Here is an 18,478-nt window from a genome sequence, read left to right as displayed (position 1 = left end):
GGGTTACCGGGATCGAAAGGCACAAAAAAGCCCCGACGCGCGGGGCTTAGTATCAGCAGTAAGAATTACTTCTTAGCAGCACGCTCGAAAGAGGCGATGATTTCTGCTTTCGCCGCTTCTGCGTTATCCCAGCCTTCAACTTTAACCCATTTGCCTTTTTCGAGATCTTTGTAGTGCTCGAAGAAGTGGGCGATCTGCGCTTTCAGCAGCTCTGGCAGGTCGTTCACATCTTTAATGTGATCGTACTCTTTGCTCAGCTTGGTGTGCGGTACGGCAACCAGTTTCGCATCTTCACCCGCTTCGTCAGTCATTTTCAGCACGCCAACAGGACGGCAGCGAATGACGGAGCCTGGCTGCAATGGGTATGGCGTCGGGACCAGTACGTCAACCGGGTCACCGTCCAGAGACAGAGTGTGGTTGATGTAGCCGTAGTTGCACGGATAGAACATGGCGGTAGACATGAAACGGTCAACGAACAGCGCACCGGTGTCTTTGTCGATTTCGTATTTGATTGGATCTGCGTTGGCCGGGATTTCGATCACAACGTAGATGTCTTCTGGCAGTTCTTTACCCGCAGGGACGTTGAGTAAGCTCATGTCGGTGTCCTTTAAAATGGATGGTAAACAAGTGGCAGGTATTATAGCCAACTGGCGCTGAAAGTCTCCGCCTGTTTTCGACTTCTCTCCCTCGCGCCTTCACTTTTCAGACCGTTTCCATGACAGGATAATCCATAAACTCAGCCGCATTTTAAATGTTGAAATGAAAGCGATTACAAACTTGTGATTAACGATTTATTCACTTTTCTGAAGTGTGATGTAACGCAATCCGTAACATATTCCATTGGCTATAGTTCATCCGCGGAACATCTTTTAACCAACAATAACCTACCCTACGAGGACGTTCATATGTGGAAGCGCTTACTTCTTGTTACAGCAGTTTCGGCAGCCATGTCGTCTATGGCGATGGCCGCACCTTTAACCGTGGGATTTTCGCAGGTCGGATCTGAATCCGGCTGGCGCGCCGCTGAAACGAATGTGGCGAAAAGTGAGGCCGAAAAGCGCGGTATTACGCTGAAAATCGCCGATGGTCAGCAAAAGCAAGAGAACCAGATTAAAGCGGTGCGCTCGTTTATCGCTCAGGGCGTGGATGCCATCTTTATTGCCCCGGTTGTCGCTACGGGCTGGGAGCCGGTGCTGAAGGAAGCCAAAGATGCTGAAATTCCGGTCTTCCTGCTCGACCGTTCCATCGACGTAAAAGACAAATCTCTCTATATGACCACCGTCACCGCCGATAACGTGCTGGAAGGCAAACTGATTGGTGACTGGCTGGTGAAGCAGGTGGATGGCAAGCCGTGTAACGTGGTTGAGTTGCAGGGCACCGTCGGAGCGAGCGTGGCTATCGACCGTAAGAAAGGTTTCGCGGAGGCCATCGCCAAAGCACCAAACATCAAAATCATCCGTTCTCAGTCCGGCGACTTCACCCGCAGCAAGGGTAAAGAGGTCATGGAAAGCTTCATCAAGGCAGAAAATAACGGCAAAAATATTTGCATGGTTTACGCCCACAACGACGACATGGTGATCGGCGCCATCCAGGCCATCAAAGAAGCGGGCCTGAAGCCGGGCAAAGATATCCTCACCGGCTCGATCGACGGCGTACCGGACATCTACAAAGCAATGATTGACGGCGAAGCGAACGCCAGCGTGGAGCTGACGCCAAATATGGCGGGCCCGGCATTCGATGCGCTGGAGAAATTCAAGAAAGACGGCACCCAGCCTGAGAAGTTGACCATCACCAAATCCACGCTCTACCTGCCGGACACGGCGAAAGAAGAGTTAGAGAAGAAGAAAAATATGGGCTACTAAGCCCTCGCCCCCTCACCCTAGCCCTCTCCCCGGAGGGGAGAGGGAAAAGGGCGGGTTGGGCAGAAAATTAAAGATGGGCACGACATAGTCCCCTCTCCCCTCCGGGGAGAGGGTCAGGGTGAGGGGGAAACCATGACCACCGAACAACACCAGGAAATCCTTCGCACAGAGGGCCTGAGTAAATTTTTCCCTGGCGTTAAGGCGCTGGATAACGTTGATTTCAGCCTGCGGCGGGGGGAGATCATGGCGTTGCTCGGCGAAAACGGGGCGGGGAAGTCGACGCTGATTAAAACCCTGACCGGGGTCTATCACGCCGATCGCGGCGCTATCTGGCTGGAAGGTAACGCCATTTCGCCCAAAAACACCGCACATGCCCAGCAACTGGGGATCGGCACGGTCTACCAGGAAGTAAACCTGCTGCCAAACATGTCGGTAGCGGATAACCTGTTTATTGGCCGCGAGCCCAGACGTTTTGGCCTGCTGCGCCGCAAAGAGATGGAAGCGCGCGCCGCGAAGCTGATGGAATCGTATGGCTTCTCTCTCGACGTGCGCGAACCGCTGAACCGTTTCTCCGTGGCGATGCAGCAGATCGTGGCGATCTGTCGCGCTATCGATCTCTCGGCGAAAGTGCTGATCCTCGATGAACCCACCGCCAGCCTCGATACCCAGGAAGTGGAGATGCTTTTTACCCTGATGCGCCAGCTGCGTAATCAGGGCGTTAGCCTGATTTTCGTGACGCATTTCCTCGATCAGGTTTACGAGGTGAGCGACCGTATAACGGTGCTGCGCAACGGCAGCTTTGTCGGCTGCCGGGAAACCCGCGAGCTGCCGCAGATAGAGCTGGTCAAAATGATGCTGGGCCGCGAGCTGGAGACCAACGCGCTTCAGCGCGCGGGCCGTACGCTGCTGAGCGAAAAACCGATCGCCGCGTTTCACGATTACGGCAGAAAAGGGACCATCGCGCCGTTTAACCTCGAGGTACGCCCCGGTGAAATTGTGGGACTGGCGGGTCTGTTAGGCTCCGGGCGCACCGAAACCGCCGAAGTCATCTTCGGGATCAAACCTGCCGACAGCGGAACGGCGCTGATCAAAGGCAAACCACAAACGCTACGTTCACCGCATCAGGCGTCGTGCCTCGGCGTGGGCTTCTGCCCGGAGGACAGGAAAACGGACGGTATTATTGCCGCCGCCTCGGTGCGGGAAAACATCATTCTGGCGCTACAGGCCCAGCGCGGCTGGCTGCGTCCGATCCCTAAGCGCGAGCAGAACGCGATTGCCGAGCGCTTCATCCGCCAGCTCGGTATACGTACCCCGAGCGCGGAACAGCCCATCGAGTTCCTCTCGGGCGGTAATCAGCAGAAGGTGTTGCTCTCGCGCTGGCTGCTCACCAAGCCGCAATTCCTGATCCTCGACGAGCCCACGCGCGGTATCGACGTGGGCGCGCACGCCGAAATCATCCGGCTTATCGAAACGCTCTGCGCCGACGGTCTGGCGCTGCTGGTGATCTCGTCTGAGCTGGAGGAGCTGGTCGGCTATGCCGATCGCGTCATCATCATGCGCGATCGCAGGCAGGTGGCAGAGATCCCGCTGGATAAACTGTCGGTTCCGGCGATCATGAATGCCATCGCGGCGTAAGGAGTCAAATGTGATGTCCCGTTCTCTTTCGCAAACTGGCGAAGCGAAGCGCCGCTTCAGCTGGCCGACCGGCACGCCGCAAATCGTGGCGCTGCTGCTGGTGCTGCTGGTGGATAGCCTGGTGGCTCCGCATTTTTTCCAGATCGTCGTGCAGGATGGCCGCCTGTTTGGTAGCCCGATCGACATCTTAAACCGTGCCGCGCCCGTGGCGCTGCTGGCGATTGGTATGACGCTGGTCATTGCCACCGGCGGGATCGACCTCTCCGTCGGTGCGGTAATGGCGATTGCGGGCGCCACCGCCGCCTCGATGACCGTCGCCGGGCACAGCCTGCCGGTGGTCCTGCTGGCCGCGCTGGGCTCCGGCGTGCTAGCCGGGCTGTGGAACGGCATTCTGGTCGCGGTGCTCAAGATCCAGCCGTTTGTCGCGACGTTGATTTTGATGGTGGCCGGGCGCGGTGTGGCGCAGCTTATTACCTCCGGTCAAATCGTCACCTTTAACTCCCCGAATCTTGCGTGGATCGGCAGCGGTAATTTTCTGTTCTTCCCGACGCCGGTGATCGTCGCGCTGGTGACGCTGGTGGTGTTCTGGCTTTTCACCCGCAAAACGGCGCTCGGGATGTTCATCGAAGCGGTGGGGATTAACATTCGGGCCGCGAAAAACGCCGGGGTAAATACGCGGCTGATGGTGATGCTGACTTACGTGCTGAGCGGCGTCTGTGCTGCGATTGCCGGGGTGATCGTGGCCGCCGATATTCGCGGAGCTGATGCCAATAACGCCGGACTCTGGCTCGAGCTGGATGCAATCCTTGCGGTGGTTATCGGCGGTGGATCGCTGATGGGCGGACGTTTTAATCTGCTGCTCTCGGTGGTGGGGGCGTTGATTATTCAGGGTATGAATACCGGTATTTTGCTCTCCGGGTTCCAGCCGGAGCTGAATCAGGTCGTCAAAGCGGTCGTGGTGCTTATCGTGCTTATCGTGCAGTCGCCGCGCTTTATCACTCTCATTAAGAGGTTCCGCGGTCATGATAAAACGTAATTTGCCGTTAATGATCACGCTGGGCGTGTTCGTGCTGGGATACCTTTACTGCCTGACCCAGTTCCCGGGCTTCGCCTCCACGCGGGTGATTTGCAACATCCTGACCGACAATGCCTTTTTAGGCATTATCGCCGTCGGCATGACGTTTGTGATCCTCTCCGGCGGGATCGATCTCTCCGTTGGGTCGGTGATCGCCTTTACTGGCGTGTTCCTTGCCAAGGCGATTGGCTTTTGGGGGATTTCGCCGCTGCTGGCTTTTCCGCTGGTGCTGGTCATGGGCTGCGCGTTCGGCGCCTTTATGGGGCTTTTGATCGATGCGCTGAAAATCCCGGCCTTTATTATCACCCTCGCCGGGATGTTCTTCCTGCGCGGCGTGAGCTATCTGGTGTCGGAGGAGTCAATTCCCATTAACCACCCGATCTACGACACGCTCTCCAGCCTGGCGTGGAAAATCCCCGGCGGGGGGCGCCTGAGCGCAATGGGGCTGCTGATGCTGGGCGTGGTGGTGATCGGGATCTTCCTCGCCCACCGTACCCGGTTTGGTAACCAGGTTTATGCCATTGGCGGCAGCGCCACGTCCGCGAACCTGATGGGAATTTCCACGCGCAGCACCACTATCCGCATCTACATGCTTTCGACCGGGCTGGCCACGCTCGCGGGGATTGTATTCTCGGTTTATACCCAGGCAGGCTATGCGCTGGCGGGGGTGGGCGTTGAGCTGGACGCCATTGCCTCGGTGGTGATTGGCGGTACGCTGCTCAGCGGCGGGGTGGGGACGGTGCTCGGCACGCTGTTTGGCGTGGCGATCCAGGGGCTGATTCAGACCTATATCAACTTCGACGGCACGCTCAGCTCCTGGTGGACCAAAATCGCCATCGGCATTCTGCTGTTTATTTTTATCGCGCTCCAGCGCAGCCTGACGGTGCTGTGGGAGAACCGCCAGAGCTCGCCTGTTACCCGGGTGAATACCTCTGTAACAGGGCGATAACATGCTGAAATTGCTTAAACTCTAAACATTTTCCAGTAGCGGCCGATACTCTTTTTTTATGCCCAGAAATATCTCGCTACCGGAAATAACATCATGCTTAAAACGCTATCGATTCGTACCGGCTTGCTCTCTTTACTGGCCGTTATGACCCTTCTGCTGCTGATTGTCAGCGGCATCGGCATTTATGCCCTTACACAAAGTTCCGCTTCTCTCCAGCGCATCAATCATCTTCAGGGTGAACAGATGGTGCAGCTGAATGCCGGCTATACGCTGATCCTGCGCGCGCGTAACGAAGCGGGGCAGGCCGTCCGCATGATGGAGGTCGGCCTGCTGGACGATGCGGCCAGGGCGGTCAAAACCATTAACCAGGAAGTGGCGCTGGCACAGAAAACGCTGAAGGGCGTGATCGGCAGCGGCGTGGCGGATGAGCAGGGGCAAAAGCTGCTGGATAACGTCGCCGCGAGCCTGGCGGTGTACAACCAGCAGGGTATCAGCCCGATGCTGAAAGCCCTGAACGAGCAAAGCGCGGACAGCTATTACGATCTGCTGGAAAACAAGCTGGTCCCGGTGGCGAAGCAGTTTGATAACGATATGCAGGCGTTCCAGGCATGGAGCGAGGCGCGCGGCAAAGCGGAGGTGAGCGCCGTGCAGGCGAGTAAAACCCGCGTGCTGATCCTGATTATCGTCGCGGCGCTGCTGACGGCTGGCATTATCGTGCTGGCCTGGCTGGTTCTGCGCCATATGCTGCTCAAGCCGCTTTCAGCCTCGATTGCCCAGCTGGAACATGTGGCGGCCGGGGATTTAACCCATACCCTGAACGCGCCGGCGAGCCAGGAATTTAATCGCCTTAACGCGGCGATCGAAGGGATGCGCCAGTCGCTGATGGACTCCGTTCTGCGGGTGCGTGACGCCAGCTCGCAGATTGATACCGGCAGCCGCGAGCTGACGGCCGGGAATATGAACCTGGCTCAGCGCACGGAATCCACCGCCACCTCGCTGGAGCAGACGGCCGCCAGCATGGAAGAGATCACCGCCACGGTGAAACTTAACGCCGATAACGCCGAGCAGGCGCACCAGCTGGCGAAGTCGGTCTCCGATACCGCCGATCACGGCAGCGAAATGGTCTGCTATGTCATTGAGAAGATGCGCGACATCTCCGGCAGCTCGGCACGCATCGCCGATATCCTGAGCGTCATCGACGGCATTGCCTTCCAGACCAATATTTTGGCGCTGAACGCCTCCGTTGAAGCGGCGCGTGCGGGTGAGCAGGGGCGAGGTTTTGCGGTCGTGGCGGGTGAGGTGCGTAATCTCGCCAGCCGCAGTGCTGATGCGGCGAAAGAGATACGCTCGCTTATCAGCGATTCGCAAACCCACGTGAACGAGGGCAGCGAGCTGGCGCAGCAGGCCGGTGAGACGATGGACGAGATCGCCACCGAAGTACTGCGTATGACCAAACTGATGCGTGAAATTGCGACGGCCTCTCAGGAGCAAAGCCGCGGTATTGAGCAGGTGAATATCGCTGTCAATCAGATGGATGAAACGGCGCAGCAAAATGCGGCGCTGGTCCAGCAATCATCTGCGGCAACACGTTCCCTGGAGGAGCAGTCTCGCGAGCTGATGGAAGCGATGGCCTCCTTCAAATTGACAACGCAAACGGCATGACGAAAAAAAGGGGAGCCTGACGGGCTCCCCTTTTCGTGCGTTACGCGTCCGGGAATTCGCGGATCATGCGTTCAACGTCATCCACCATATGGCGGTTGCCGACGAAGAACGAACGGCGCTGGTGCAGGCTTTCTGGCACGATATCCAGAATACGCTCTTTACCGTCGCTCGCCTTGCCGCCTGCCTGTTCGGCCAGGAATGCCATTGGGTTGCACTCGTACAGCAGACGCAGTTTTCCGTCCGGGTGGCTGGCGGTGCTTGGGTAGAGGTAAATACCGCCCTTCAGCAGGTTACGGTGGAAATCCGCCACCAGCGAGCCGATATAGCGTGAGGTGTACGGGCGCTGGGTGGCTTTATCCTCTTCCTGGCAGAATTTGATGTACTTCTTCACGCCGTTCGGGAATTTGATGTAGTTGCCTTCGTTGATGGAGTAGGTGTTGCCCTTCTCCGGGAAGCGCATACGCTCCTGGCACAGGCAGAATACGCCCAGGGACGGATCGTAGGTAAAGGCGTGTACGCCGCAGCCGGTGGTGTACACCAGCATGGTGGACGAGCCATACACCACATAACCGGCAGCAACCTGTTTACTGCCCGGTTGCAGGAAGTCTTCTTCCGTCACCGGCGTACCAACCGGCGTGACGCGACGGTAGATGGAGAAAATGGTACCGACAGAAACGTTAACGTCGATGTTGGAGGAGCCGTCCAGCGGATCCATCAGAACAACGTATTTCGCGTGTTCACACCCTTCGAATACGACGATCTCATCTTCTTCTTCAGAGGCGATACCCGCAACGATGTCGCGCGCGCGCAGTGCTGCTTTCAGTTTTTCATTGGCGAACAGGTCGAGTTTCTGCTGAACCTCACCCTGAACGTTCTCGGCACCGCTGGCACCCAGGATATCGACCAGACCGGCCTTGTTGATATCGCGGTGGATGATCTTAGCGCCCAACTTTATTGCCGACAGCAAAGCAGTGAGCTCACCCGTAGCATGAGAGAACTCGTGCTGCTTTTCGACAATAAATTCACCTAACGTTTTCATAACACTTTCCCTGCATCTTATGTTGAGTAAAGCGGTTGATGTCCAACAATCTTAACAAACATTCAAATATTAGCGCAGAGGTGAATCGCGCCAGCAAAATACGGATTTACCTGAAATGCGTTTCACAGCCGCTGACATGTGAGTAAAATGTGCGCCACATTGAAGAAGGATAGTGACGTATGCGCATTCATATATTGGGGATTTGTGGCACTTTCATGGGCGGACTGGCAATGCTGGCGCGCTCGCTGGGCCATGAAGTGACAGGTTCGGACGCCAATGTGTATCCGCCGATGAGCACGCTGCTCGAGAAGCAGGGAATTTCTCTGATTCAGGGATACGACGCCAGCCAGCTGGAGCCGCAGCCGGATCTGGTGATCGTGGGTAACGCCATGACCCGTGGGAATCCATGCGTTGAAGCGGTGCTGGAACGCAATATCCCGTACATGTCTGGCCCGCAGTGGCTGCATGATTTTGTCCTGCGCGACCGCTGGGTTGTCGCCGTTGCCGGGACGCATGGCAAAACCACCACCGCCGGTATGGCGACCTGGATCCTCGAAGCCTGCGGCTACAAGCCGGGCTTTGTGATCGGCGGCGTGCCGGGCAATTTCGACGTCTCCGCGCGTCTGGGCGACAGCCCGTTCTTTGTGATTGAAGCGGATGAATACGACTGCGCGTTCTTCGACAAGCGATCTAAATTCGTGCATTACTGCCCACGCACGCTGATCCTCAACAACCTTGAGTTCGATCACGCGGATATCTTTGACGACCTGAAAGCGATTCAGAAACAGTTCCACCATCTGGTGCGCATTGTTCCGGGCCAGGGCCGCATTATCCTGCCGGAGAACGACATCAACCTGAAGCAGACTATGGCGATGGGGTGCTGGAGCGAGCAGGAGCTGGTGGGCGAGCAGGGGCACTGGCAGGCGAAAAAGCTCAACGCGGATGCCTCCGAATGGGAAGTGCTGCTCGACGGTGAGAAAGTGGGCGAGGTGAAGTGGGGCCTGGTGGGCGAGCACAACATGCACAACGGCCTGATGGCGATCGCCGCGGCGCGTCACGTTGGCGTACTGCCTGCGGATGCCGCCAATGCGCTGGGCACGTTTATCAACGCTCGTCGCCGTCTGGAGCTGCGTGGCGAAGCCCACGGTGTGACGGTGTATGACGATTTCGCGCACCACCCAACGGCCATTCTGGCGACGCTTGCCGCATTGCGTGGCAAAGTTGGCGGCACCGCGCGCATTCTGGCCGTACTGGAACCGCGTTCGAACACCATGAAAATGGGCATCTGCAAAGACGATCTCGCGCCGTCCTTAGGGCGTGCCGACGAAGTCTTCCTGCTGCAACCGCAGCATATTCCGTGGCAGGTGGCCGAAGTGGCCGACGCCTGCATTCAGCCAGCGCACTGGAGTGCGGACGTGGATGTCTTAGCGGATATGGTGGTGAAAGCCGCACAGCCTGGCGATCACATTCTGGTGATGAGCAACGGCGGGTTTGGCGGGATCCATCAGAAGCTGCTGGACGGTCTGGCGAAGAAAGCCGCGGCCGCAGAGTAAAAAAAGACCCGGTGGCGCTAGCGCTTACCGGGCCTACATTATCTCTTCTCCCTCTCCCCTTTGGAGAGAGGGCTGGGGTGAGGGGTTTACTCTTCGTTCTCAGACAGCTCGCGCAGATACTGGAAAATCAGACGCGCTGACTTCGGCGGCTTATTCCCTTCTTTCTCTTTCTTCGCGTTACGGATCAAAGAACGCAGCTGCTGGCGGTCGGCATTCGGCCACAGGTTCAGCACTTCAGGTACCGCGTCATCACCTTGCTCGATCAGACGGTCGCGGATCTGCTCCAGCTTATGGAACAGCGCAACCTGCTGGTTGTGGCGGTTTTTCAGTTTGTCCAGCGCCTGACGGATCGGCTCCACGTCGCGCTGACGCAGCAGTTTCCCGATAAGCTGAAGCTGGCGGCGACGCCCTTCTTTCTTGATTTTCTGTGCCAGTTCAATGGCATCACGCAGATCCTGGTCGAGCGGGATCTTATCCAGCGCATTCTTACCCAGTTCTACCATTTCTGCGCCAAGCTGTTTTAACTCTTCGGCGTCACGTTTAATTTCACTTTTACTGACCCAGATGATCTCATCATCTTCGTCTTCGATGTCATCACCGGGAACGTCGTCGAGCCAGTCTTCGGGCTGCTTAGTCATGTCAGGCTCCTTAAAAAAAGAGGCTAATGTTACCAGTTAAGACGCGCACTGAAAAACGGTTCTCTGTTAGACTTCATTTAACTCTCTCTTACAGTATGGCATTTGCGATGAAAGTAACCTCACAAGTTGAAGCGCAGCGTAAGATTCTGGAAGAAGCCGTCTCCACCGCGCTGACGCTCGCTTCAGGTAAATCAGATGGCGCCGAAGTGGCGGTCAGCAAAACCACCGGCATTAGCGTGAGCACCCGCTATGGCGAAGTGGAGAATGTAGAATTTAATAGCGATGGCGCGCTGGGGATCACCGTGTATCACCAGAATCGCAAAGGCAGCGCGTCGTCTACCGATCTCAGCCCGGATGCCATCGCCCGTACGGTGCAGGCGGCGCTGGATATCGCGCGTTACACCTCCCCGGATCCTTACGCTGGCGTGGCCGATAAAGAGCTGCTGGCGTTTGACGCGCCGGATCTCGATCTGTTCCATCCCGCGGAAGTGACGCCGGATGAAGCCATTGAGCTGGCCGCGCGTGCCGAGCAGGCCTCTTTGCAGGCTGACAAACGCATCACCAATACCGAAGGCGGCAGCTTTAACAGCCACTACGGCATTAAAGTGTTTGGTAACTCCCATGGCATGTTGCAGGGGTACTGCTCAACCCGCCACTCGCTTTCCAGTTGCGTCATCGCCGAAGAAAACGGCGACATGGAGCGCGACTACGCCTATACCATTGGCCGCGCGCTGGGGGATTTGCAGTCTCCGGAGTGGGTGGGTAAAGCGTGCGCCGAACGCACGCTGTCTCGCCTGTCGCCGCGCAAGCTCTCCACCATGAAAGCCCCGGTGATTTTTGCCAACGAAGTGGCGACCGGTCTGTTTGGCCATCTGGTAGGCGCTATCGCGGGCGGTTCGGTGTACCGTAAATCGACCTTCCTGCTCGACTCGCTGGGCAAGCAGATCCTGCCGGAATGGCTGACCATCGAAGAGCACCCACACCTGCTGAAAGGGCTGGCCTCCACGCCTTTCGACAGCGAAGGCGTACGCACGGAACGCCGGGATATCGTGAAAGACGGCATTCTGACCCAGTGGCTGCTGACCAACTACTCTGCGCGTAAGTTGGGGCTGAAAAGCACCGGGCACGCGGGTGGCATCCACAACTGGCGCATTGCCGGACAGGGCCTGAATTTTGAACAGATGCTGAAAGAGATGGGCACCGGCCTGGTGGTCACCGAGCTGATGGGGCAGGGCGTGAGCGGTATCACCGGCGATTACTCTCGCGGTGCAGCGGGCTTCTGGGTCGAAAACGGTGAAATTCAGTATCCGGTGAGCGAAATCACCATCGCCGGCAACCTCAAGGACATGTGGCGCAATATTGTTACGGTCGGTAACGATATTGAAAAACGCAGCAATATTCAGTGTGGTTCTGTATTACTGCCGGAGATGAAAATCGCCGGGCAATAATCCCCTTAAAAGCGTGATTAATAATAAAAAAGGAAGTGAGCAATGCGTAAACACCTGTTAGCGATCGTCGCGGCTTCAACGCTGGTTCTTGGCTCATCTGCGTTTGCTGCCGATCTCGAAGACAACATGGACATCCTCAGTCAAAATCTGAAGGTGGTGCAGAAAACCGACAATGCGGCGGAAATGAAAGACGCACTGACGAAGATGCGTGAAGCTGCGCTGGATGCGCAAAAAGCGACGCCGCCGAAGCTGGAAAGCAAAGCGGCAGACAGCGCCGAGATGAAAGACTACCGCCACGGCTTTGACGTGCTGGTCGGCCAGATTGACGGCGCGCTGAAGCTGGCGAACGAAGGCAAAGTGAAGGAAGCCCAGGCGGCAGCCGACCAGTTTGCGGCGACCCGCAACGCGTATCACAAAAAGTATCGTTAATTGGGTGCCTGAGCTGTACGTCCTCTCTCCGTATGCGGAGGCGCATGATGCGCCCCCGCATCGTTGCTCCCTACTTGCCGGAGCGACAATCCATCCGCGCTGTCACTTCAAGCGAGCCATTACGAAAACGGATCTCGCACAGTGTTTTCCTCGTCACCAGCGTTAAGATGATTATTGTCAAAGAAATAATCATCAAAACCCCGATACTTGGGTTTCTGCGTTTCATGGATGCCTCCTTGCTTTAAAGCGGGCGAGGTAGCGAACTCCACGGTGTGACGTGTCGTTTCGAGCCCCCGCCCTGATTTTTTATCAGGCGGGGCTTTCCACTTTCCGTCCCATGCCTGAGACGGTCAGTCTCAAGCACCCGCCGCCACTCTAGCGAATCTCCATAAGAAAACCTTATCCACGTCACATTTCTACGAGCCTGCTCGTAATCTTTTCCACTCCGCTTATCAGTCTAATACCGCGTAATAGCGTGATATTCATCACGTAAATCCAGCGATTTATACAGATTCACCGCATTTATGTGGCACAGATCACTGCCGCTGCTCGCCTTTCCACTTCGAAGTGGAAAACAACTCGCTACAAACAATTCCCCCTCGACGTTAGTTTTATTCCAGAGCCATTAACGGGGTAAGACGAGTGATTAACGGAGCGGTAATGAACGACGTTGGGGAACAGGCGGTGCAAACAGAACAGCTCGCGAACACCATGCTTCAGCAGGTCTACGCCCTGCTGGCCCGGCACAACATCATCCCCAACGCGGTACAGGAGCAGATGCTGACCTCCCACGTTCGCGCAATGGCGCACCGGTCCGTGACCGGCGAGCCGCTGCCGGAGGTTGAAGCAGAGCTGTTCGACGAAATTTCACCAGATTCAATGCAACTTGCCCGTGAAGTGGTAGCGCAGTTCGGCAACCTTCCTGATGAAGAGGCCTGGCTGCTCTCCGTTCACTTCGAAGTCGCGAAAGACAACCTTTAAGGAGCAACACATGGAACAGATTACAGTCGTGATTGGCGATCGCCTGGGTAAAGGTCAGAAAGTGGCTGCGGGTGTGGAAAAAGCCGGCGGACGCGCGGTTGTCGTACCGGGCATGGCAGCGGATATGAAGCTCGGTGACGTGATGAAAGCGGAAAACGCCACCTTCGGCATCTCCTTTTGCGGCAGCGGCGGCGCGGGCGCCATCACCGCTCAGACCAAATATGGATACAAGGCCAAATACGGGATGCGCTCCGTGGATGAGGGTGTGACCGCCATCAACGAAGGCTGCAACGTGCTGGGCTTTGGCTTTATGGATAAAGAAGAGCTGGGCGAGCGTCTGGTACAGGCGTGGCAGAAGAAATACGGCGCGTAAGCATGAAAGAACAGTTCACAACCACGGTGAGAGTGAAGGGGAAGGGCGACGCCAAAGCGCGCGCCTTTGCCGACGCGCTCAACCACGTTCAGGCCGCGGTGATGAAAGCCTCACCGCATATCTTACTGCGTATTGAGCCACAGGATGTGCAGGTCGTTCAGGCGCAAGAAGCGGTGCGAAAAGAAGCGTTTCTGTTCTTCTTTCTGCGCCGGGAAAGACGCACCTACAGCGTGGAGCTGGATGTGACCGTCAACGTGACAGCCATCAATCTCGACCAGGTGGATTTCGTCACGCAACGCTGATTATTCATAAAAGGGCAGACTGATGTTCTTAATTATATTAATAAAATCGCTCATCATCGGCGGCCTGGTAGGCGTCGGTGTCGGGGCCGGGGCTGCACGCATGTTTCATGCGCCTACCACTCAGGGTATGGGCGCGTTTCGTACGTTGGGGGAACTGAACTCCTGCGAAGGGGATCCGGCGTCCCACTTCTCCTTTGGGTTAGGTTTCTTCTTTAACGCCTGGGCCTCTTCCGTGGCCGCAGGTGCCTTCACACAGGACGTTGACCACCGCATCATCCCAAACTGGGGTGCTGCCGCGCTGATGATCAAAAACCGTAACGTCGGTGAAACGCTGCATGACCCGCGCAAAATGGCGATTGCCTGCGGCATCATCGGCATGATTGTCGTGACCTTCCTTAACCTGACCGCCTCCTCCGTGCCCGCAGCGCTTCAGGTCACCGCCGTGAAGGTGCTTGTACCGGCGGCTAACCTGCTGGTCAACACCGTCATGCCGGTGATCTTCTGGCTGGCGGCCATCGACGCGGGTAAAAAATCGGGCTTCTGGGCCACCATCTTTGGCGGCGCGGCGCAGCTGATTATGGGCAACGCCGTACCGGGTCTGGTACTGGGTATTCTGATCGGTAAAGGCGTGGAGGAGAGCGGCTGGAACCACGTCACCAAAGTGATGATGGCGGCGATCGTTCTGCTCTTCGTGCTGAGCGGCTTCTTCCGCGGCTTCGACATGAAGATGATCGAATCCTTCCATCTGACCGTGCCGAACTGGCTCGACATGATCCACAACTCGCTCAGCGGTAAATAACAGGAGCCTCGACATGGAACAGAATAAAGGTTTTTGGTATGCCGACTGGTCGTTCCCGATCTTCGTTGGCCTGCTCTCCTCCGGCGTCTTTGCCGGGACGCACATGTACTACCTCTACGGCATCGGCGCGTTTAACGAAGTGGCCTTCGTGGCGATGCTGAAAGCGGGCATTGATACCGGCGTTTACGGCGCAGTGGCGGCATTTGGCGCGAGCTTCCTGTTCGCCCGAATTATCGAAGGGTCGCTGGTAGGTATTCTTGATATCGGCGGGGCGATCCAGACCGGCGTGGGCCTCGGCGTACCGGCGCTGCTGCTGGGCGCGGGGATCATGTTCCCGGTGACCAACTTCATTGCCTCGCTGATTACCGGCCTGGTGATTGGTCTGGCGATTGGCTACGTCATCATCCTGGCGCGTAAGTTCACCATCAACCAGAGCAACTCCACCTACGGCGCAGACGTGATGATGGGCGCGGGTAACGCCTCCGGCCGCTTCCTCGGGCCGTTGATTATCCTCAGCGCCATGACCGCCTCCATTCCAATCGGCGTCGGTTCCCTGGTAGGCGCGCTGCTGTTCTACATCTGGCAGAAGCCGATTACCGGTGGCGCCATCCTCGGCGCAATGATTTTGGGATGGCTGTTCCCGGTCGCCCTTTAATACCCGCGGGCGCTCCGGCGCCCGCCCTATCAGGAGAACCCCATGTTTGATCTACTCCTGCGCCGTGCGCGCCTCGCCGACGATACCCTGACCGATATCGCCATTCAGGACGGGAAGATCGCCGCGACAGGCGACATTAACGCTCCCGCCCGCAAAACGGTTGAGCTTAACGGTGATGTGTTCGTCAGCGCGGGCTGGATTGACTCCCACGTCCACTGCTACCCGAACTCCCCGATTTACCACGACGAGCCGGACAGCGTGGGCATTGCCACCGGCGTCACCACCGTGGTGGACGCGGGCAGCACCGGGGCCGACGACGTGGACGATTTCTACGCCATCACCCGCAAAGCCTCCACCGAGGTGTTTGCCCTGCTGAACATCTCCCGCGTGGGGCTGATCGCCCAGAACGAGCTGGCCAATATGGCCAATATTGACGCCGACGCGGTGAAAGAGGCGGTGAAACGGCATCCTGATTTTATCGTCGGCCTGAAGGCGCGCATGAGCAGCAGCGTGGTCGGTGAAAACGGCATCACCCCGCTGGCGCGCGCGAAAGCGATCCAGAAAGAGAACGGCGACCTGCCGCTGATGGTGCACATTGGCAACAACCCGCCGAACCTCGACGAAATCGCCGAGCTGCTGAGCTCCGGCGACATCATCACCCACTGCTACAACGGCAAGCCAAACCGCATCCTGACGCCCTCCGGCGAGCTGCGTGCCTCCATTACCTCCGCCCTGAAGCGCGGCGTGCGTCTGGACGTTGGCCACGGTACGGCGAGCTTCAGCTTTGAAGTGGCGAAGCGCGCTATTGCGATGGGCATTCTGCCGCACACCATCAGCTCGGATATTTACTGCCGCAACCGCATCAACGGCCCGGTCGGCTCGCTGGCAAGCGTGATGTCGAAATTCCTCGCCATCGGCATGTCATTGCCGCAGGTGATTGACTGCGTCACCGCCAACGCCGCCGACGGCCTGCGCCTGACGCGCAAAGGCCGCATTCAGCCTGGCCTCGACGCCGATCTGACGCTGTTTACCCTCAAGCGCCAGCCGACGGTGCTGACGGATGCCGAAAACGACAGCCTACAGGCTGAACACATTCTGGTGCCGCTTGCCGCGATCCGCGCGGGCAAGGGCTACATGACCGAACAAGGGAGCACGGAACATGCCTTCGATTTATGAGAAGTACAACTTAAAGCAGGTTATCAACACCTCTGGCCGCATGACGGCGCTGGGCGTCTCCACGCCGCGCCCGGAAGTGGTGCAGGCGGCGATGAACGGCATGAATCACTATTTCGAGATTAAGGATCTGGTCAATAAAACCGGGGAATACATCGCGAAGCTGCTGGAGGTGGAAGGGGCGACGGTGGTTTCCTGCGCGTCGGCGGGCATTGCCCAGTCCGTGGCGGCTGTGCTGGTGAAAGACAGCGACTGGCTGCTGGAAAACCTGCACGTCACACCGATTGAAAATAACGAGATCGTCCTGCCGAAAGGCCACAACGTGAATTTTGGCGCGCCGGTGGGCACCATGGTGGCGCTTGGCGGCGGCAAGCTGGTGGAAGCGGGCTACGCCAACGAATGTTCCGCCGATCAGCTGGCGGCGGCGATCACCCCGCGCACGGCGGCTATCCTCTACATTAAATCGCACCACTGCGTGCAGAAAAGCATGCTCAGCGTCGAGCAGGCGGCGGTTGTCGCGCGTAAACACGACTTGCCGCTGATCGTTGATGCCGCGGCGGAAGAAGATCTGCATACCTATTACCGATCCGGCGCCGATCTGGTGATCTACAGCGGCGCGAAGGCGATCGAAGGCCCAACCAGCGGCCTGGTGATCGGCAAAACCCAGTACGTTGAGTGGGTGAAGCGCCAGACGGCGGGCATTGGCCGCGCGATGAAGGTGGGCAAAGAGGGCATTCTTGGCCTGACCTGCGCCATCGAACACTACCTGACGGCCACCAAGGAGAGCGGCGCCGAGATGGTGGCGAAAATGACGCCGTTTATCGAGGCGCTCAACACCCTTAACGGTGTGACCGCGCGCGTGGTCTGGGACAGCGCCGGACGCGACATCGCCCGCACCGAAATTAAGTTCGACGAAGCCACCACCGGCGTCGGCACGGGTGACCTGGTGGCGAAGCTGAAGCAGGGCGAATACGCCATTTACTTCCGTGGCTATAAAGCCAACGAAGGGATTATCGAAGCGGACGTGCGCAGCGTAAACGCTGACCAGCTGAAAATTGTGTACCGCCGCATTAGTGAAGTATTAGGACAGGAGAAAAACGCATGAAACTGACCCCCAACTTTTACCGTGACCGCGTCTGCCTGAACGTGCTGGCAGGCTCAAAGGCCAACGCCAGCGCCATCTATGAGGCGGCGGAAGGCCACGTGCTGGTGGGCGTGCTCTCCAAAAATTACCCGGACGTGGCGAGCGCGGTCGCGGATATGCGTGAATACGCGAAGCTGATTGATAACGCGCTCTCCGTTGGCCTGGGCGCGGGCGATCCGAACCAGTCGGCGATGGTGAGTGAAATCTCCCGCCAGGTGCAGCCGCAGCACGTTAATCAGGTCTTTACCGGCGTGGCCACCAGCCGCGCGCTGCTGGGGCAGAATGACTCCGTAGTCAACGGTCTGGTCTCTCCGACCGGCACCGTCGGGATGGTGAAAATCTCCACCGGACCGCTGAGCAGCAAAGCGCCGGACGCCATCGTGGCGGTTGAAACGGCGATTGCCCTGCTGAAAGATTTCGGCGGCAGCTCCATCAAATATTTCCCGATGGGCGGCCTGAAGTGCCGTGACGAATACCAGGCGGTGGCGGAAGCCTGCGCCCGTCACGACTTCTGGCTGGAGCCGACCGGGGGAATCGATCTGGAGAACTTCGAGGCGATCTTGCAGATCGCCCTCGACGCGGGCGTGAGCAAAATCATCCCGCATATCTACAGCTCGATTATCGACAAGGCCAGCGGTGATACGCGCCCAGAAGATGTGCGCACGCTGCTGGCGATGACGAAGAAGCTGGTGAAGTAAAACCTGCCCCTCACCCCAGCCCTCTCCCCAAAGGGGAGAGGGTGTAATCGTCCCCTCTCCCCT

General features: G+C 57.7%; 20 protein-coding genes. 16 read left to right on the top strand and 4 right to left on the bottom strand.

Annotated elements, in window-relative coordinates:
• Positions 1 to 65 precede the first annotated feature (65 nt).
• A complete protein-coding gene (gene ppa / locus CU081_RS01235; protein ID WP_006810347.1) occupies positions 66 to 596 on the bottom strand; it encodes an inorganic diphosphatase in 531 nt (176 codons plus the stop codon).
• Positions 597 to 905: 309 nt separating this feature from the next.
• Between ppa and ytfQ the strand changes: the two genes are divergently transcribed.
• From ytfQ to CU081_RS01210, 5 genes are all read left to right on the top strand, one after another.
• On the top strand, positions 906 to 1,862 hold the full coding sequence (gene ytfQ, locus CU081_RS01230; RefSeq protein ID WP_017383924.1) for a galactofuranose ABC transporter substrate-binding protein YtfQ: 957 nt from the start codon (positions 906 to 908) through the stop codon (positions 1,860 to 1,862).
• A 132-nt stretch (positions 1,863 to 1,994) separates the two neighbouring features.
• Complete coding sequence (gene ytfR / locus CU081_RS01225; protein WP_017383923.1) at positions 1,995 to 3,497, top strand: galactofuranose ABC transporter, ATP-binding protein YtfR; 1,503 nt, start codon at positions 1,995 to 1,997, stop codon at positions 3,495 to 3,497.
• A gap of 10 nt (positions 3,498 to 3,507) precedes the next feature.
• Complete coding sequence (ytfT, locus tag CU081_RS01220) at positions 3,508 to 4,533, top strand: galactofuranose ABC transporter, ATP-binding protein YtfT (protein ID WP_160859048.1); 1,026 nt, start codon at positions 3,508 to 3,510, stop codon at positions 4,531 to 4,533.
• Positions 4,520 to 5,521, top strand: coding sequence for a galactofuranose ABC transporter, permease protein YjfF (yjfF, locus tag CU081_RS01215; RefSeq protein ID WP_003856067.1), 1,002 nt, complete (start codon positions 4,520 to 4,522; stop codon positions 5,519 to 5,521). Before ytfT ends, yjfF begins: the two co-directional genes overlap by 14 nt.
• A 93-nt stretch (positions 5,522 to 5,614) precedes the next feature.
• Entirely contained in the window at positions 5,615 to 7,183 is a 1,569-nt protein-coding gene (locus CU081_RS01210; protein ID WP_044704215.1) for a methyl-accepting chemotaxis protein, read from the top strand.
• A gap of 40 nt (positions 7,184 to 7,223) precedes the next feature.
• Here the strand turns inward: CU081_RS01210 and fbp are convergent, their stop codons facing one another.
• Positions 7,224 to 8,222 carry a class 1 fructose-bisphosphatase gene (fbp, locus tag CU081_RS01205; RefSeq protein WP_003856070.1) on the bottom strand — a complete coding sequence of 333 codons (999 nt, stop codon included), beginning with the start codon at positions 8,220 to 8,222 and terminating at the stop codon, positions 7,224 to 7,226.
• A 179-nt stretch (positions 8,223 to 8,401) separates the two neighbouring features.
• Between fbp and mpl the strand changes: the two genes are divergently transcribed.
• Positions 8,402 to 9,775 (top strand): UDP-N-acetylmuramate:L-alanyl-gamma-D-glutamyl-meso-diaminopimelate ligase, encoded by a 1,374-nt coding sequence (gene mpl, locus CU081_RS01200; RefSeq protein WP_032608369.1) that lies wholly within the window; start codon positions 8,402 to 8,404, stop codon positions 9,773 to 9,775.
• Between the two features lie 86 nt (positions 9,776 to 9,861).
• Here mpl and yjgA read toward each other — a convergent pair whose 3' ends face one another.
• Positions 9,862 to 10,413 carry a ribosome biogenesis factor YjgA gene (yjgA, locus tag CU081_RS01195; RefSeq protein WP_003856072.1) on the bottom strand — a complete coding sequence of 184 codons (552 nt, stop codon included), beginning with the start codon at positions 10,411 to 10,413 and terminating at the stop codon, positions 9,862 to 9,864.
• A 95-nt stretch (positions 10,414 to 10,508) separates the two neighbouring features.
• On the opposite strand from yjgA, the gene pmbA reads away from it, so the two are divergent.
• Together pmbA and cybC are read left to right on the top strand one after the other, a co-directional pair.
• Positions 10,509 to 11,861, top strand: a complete 1,353-nt coding sequence (gene pmbA / locus CU081_RS01190) for a metalloprotease PmbA (protein ID WP_022650279.1) — start codon at positions 10,509 to 10,511, stop codon at positions 11,859 to 11,861.
• Positions 11,862 to 11,903: 42 nt separating this feature from the next.
• A complete protein-coding gene (cybC, locus tag CU081_RS01185) occupies positions 11,904 to 12,290 on the top strand; it encodes a cytochrome b562 (protein WP_022650280.1) in 387 nt (128 codons plus the stop codon).
• A 70-nt stretch (positions 12,291 to 12,360) separates the two neighbouring features.
• On the opposite strand, the gene CU081_RS01180 is transcribed toward cybC, so the two are convergent.
• A complete protein-coding gene (locus tag CU081_RS01180; RefSeq protein WP_017383916.1) occupies positions 12,361 to 12,516 on the bottom strand; it encodes a Hok/Gef family protein in 156 nt (51 codons plus the stop codon).
• 416 nt (positions 12,517 to 12,932) lie between these two features.
• Here CU081_RS01180 and CU081_RS01175 point away from each other — a divergent pair, with 416 nt between their 5' ends.
• Genes CU081_RS01175 through dagF form a run of 8 tightly spaced genes read left to right on the top strand, consistent with a single transcriptional unit; the run spans position 12,933 to position 18,415 of the window.
• Positions 12,933 to 13,271 carry a PRD domain-containing protein gene (locus tag CU081_RS01175; protein ID WP_026080657.1) on the top strand — a complete coding sequence of 113 codons (339 nt, stop codon included), beginning with the start codon at positions 12,933 to 12,935 and terminating at the stop codon, positions 13,269 to 13,271.
• Positions 13,272 to 13,281: 10 nt separating this feature from the next.
• Positions 13,282 to 13,644, top strand: a complete 363-nt coding sequence (locus CU081_RS01170; protein ID WP_006810339.1) for an SFCGS family glycine-rich protein — start codon at positions 13,282 to 13,284, stop codon at positions 13,642 to 13,644.
• A 2-nt stretch (positions 13,645 to 13,646) separates the two neighbouring features.
• A complete protein-coding gene (locus tag CU081_RS01165) occupies positions 13,647 to 13,946 on the top strand; it encodes a DUF4312 family protein (RefSeq protein WP_006810338.1) in 300 nt (99 codons plus the stop codon).
• 22 nt (positions 13,947 to 13,968) lie between these two features.
• Positions 13,969 to 14,745, top strand: a complete 777-nt coding sequence (locus CU081_RS01160; RefSeq protein ID WP_006810337.1) for a DUF4311 domain-containing protein — start codon at positions 13,969 to 13,971, stop codon at positions 14,743 to 14,745.
• Positions 14,746 to 14,758: 13 nt separating this feature from the next.
• Positions 14,759 to 15,400 (top strand): DUF4310 family protein, encoded by a 642-nt coding sequence (locus tag CU081_RS01155; protein WP_003856081.1) that lies wholly within the window; start codon positions 14,759 to 14,761, stop codon positions 15,398 to 15,400.
• A 42-nt stretch (positions 15,401 to 15,442) separates the two neighbouring features.
• Complete coding sequence (locus CU081_RS01150) at positions 15,443 to 16,576, top strand: amidohydrolase/deacetylase family metallohydrolase (protein WP_022650282.1); 1,134 nt, start codon at positions 15,443 to 15,445, stop codon at positions 16,574 to 16,576.
• Positions 16,560 to 17,678: a DgaE family pyridoxal phosphate-dependent ammonia lyase gene (locus tag CU081_RS01145; RefSeq protein WP_022650283.1), complete on the top strand. Its 1,119-nt coding sequence runs from the start codon at positions 16,560 to 16,562 to the stop codon at positions 17,676 to 17,678. Before CU081_RS01150 ends, CU081_RS01145 begins: the two co-directional genes overlap by 17 nt.
• Positions 17,675 to 18,415 carry a 2-dehydro-3-deoxy-phosphogluconate aldolase gene (gene dagF, locus CU081_RS01140; RefSeq protein ID WP_022650284.1) on the top strand — a complete coding sequence of 247 codons (741 nt, stop codon included), beginning with the start codon at positions 17,675 to 17,677 and terminating at the stop codon, positions 18,413 to 18,415. Before CU081_RS01145 ends, dagF begins: the two co-directional genes overlap by 4 nt.
• Positions 18,416 to 18,478 lie beyond the last annotated feature (63 nt).

This window comes from Enterobacter sp. CRENT-193, assembly GCF_002787395.1.
GTDB classification, from domain to species: Bacteria; Pseudomonadota; Gammaproteobacteria; order Enterobacterales; family Enterobacteriaceae; genus Enterobacter; species Enterobacter hormaechei_C.
Note: the sequence above shows the minus strand (reverse complement) of the source record. Positions and strands in the feature narration are given on the sequence as shown.

Bases quoted from the DNA above. Each gene is read 5' to 3' on its own strand.
- dagF (WP_022650284.1), top strand. From the start codon at position 17,675: ATGAAACTGACCCCCAACTTTTACCGTGACCGCGTCTGCCTGAACGTG.
- yjgA (WP_003856072.1), bottom strand. From the start codon at position 10,413: ATGACTAAGCAGCCCGAAGACTGGCTCGACGACGTTCCCGGTGATGAC.
- fbp (WP_003856070.1), bottom strand. From the start codon at position 8,222: ATGAAAACGTTAGGTGAATTTATTGTCGAAAAGCAGCACGAGTTCTCT.
- pmbA (WP_022650279.1), top strand. From the start codon at position 10,509: ATGGCATTTGCGATGAAAGTAACCTCACAAGTTGAAGCGCAGCGTAAG.
- CU081_RS01145 (WP_022650283.1), top strand. From the start codon at position 16,560: ATGCCTTCGATTTATGAGAAGTACAACTTAAAGCAGGTTATCAACACC.
- mpl (WP_032608369.1), top strand. From the start codon at position 8,402: ATGCGCATTCATATATTGGGGATTTGTGGCACTTTCATGGGCGGACTG.
- CU081_RS01210 (WP_044704215.1), top strand. From the start codon at position 5,615: ATGCTTAAAACGCTATCGATTCGTACCGGCTTGCTCTCTTTACTGGCC.
- ytfR (WP_017383923.1), top strand. From the start codon at position 1,995: ATGACCACCGAACAACACCAGGAAATCCTTCGCACAGAGGGCCTGAGT.
- CU081_RS01160 (WP_006810337.1), top strand. From the start codon at position 13,969: ATGTTCTTAATTATATTAATAAAATCGCTCATCATCGGCGGCCTGGTA.
- CU081_RS01165 (WP_006810338.1), top strand. From the start codon at position 13,647: ATGAAAGAACAGTTCACAACCACGGTGAGAGTGAAGGGGAAGGGCGAC.
- ytfQ (WP_017383924.1), top strand. From the start codon at position 906: ATGTGGAAGCGCTTACTTCTTGTTACAGCAGTTTCGGCAGCCATGTCG.
- CU081_RS01170 (WP_006810339.1), top strand. From the start codon at position 13,282: ATGGAACAGATTACAGTCGTGATTGGCGATCGCCTGGGTAAAGGTCAG.
- CU081_RS01180 (WP_017383916.1), bottom strand. From the start codon at position 12,516: ATGAAACGCAGAAACCCAAGTATCGGGGTTTTGATGATTATTTCTTTG.
- yjfF (WP_003856067.1), top strand. From the start codon at position 4,520: ATGATAAAACGTAATTTGCCGTTAATGATCACGCTGGGCGTGTTCGTG.
- ppa (WP_006810347.1), bottom strand. From the start codon at position 596: ATGAGCTTACTCAACGTCCCTGCGGGTAAAGAACTGCCAGAAGACATC.
- CU081_RS01150 (WP_022650282.1), top strand. From the start codon at position 15,443: ATGTTTGATCTACTCCTGCGCCGTGCGCGCCTCGCCGACGATACCCTG.
- cybC (WP_022650280.1), top strand. From the start codon at position 11,904: ATGCGTAAACACCTGTTAGCGATCGTCGCGGCTTCAACGCTGGTTCTT.
- CU081_RS01155 (WP_003856081.1), top strand. From the start codon at position 14,759: ATGGAACAGAATAAAGGTTTTTGGTATGCCGACTGGTCGTTCCCGATC.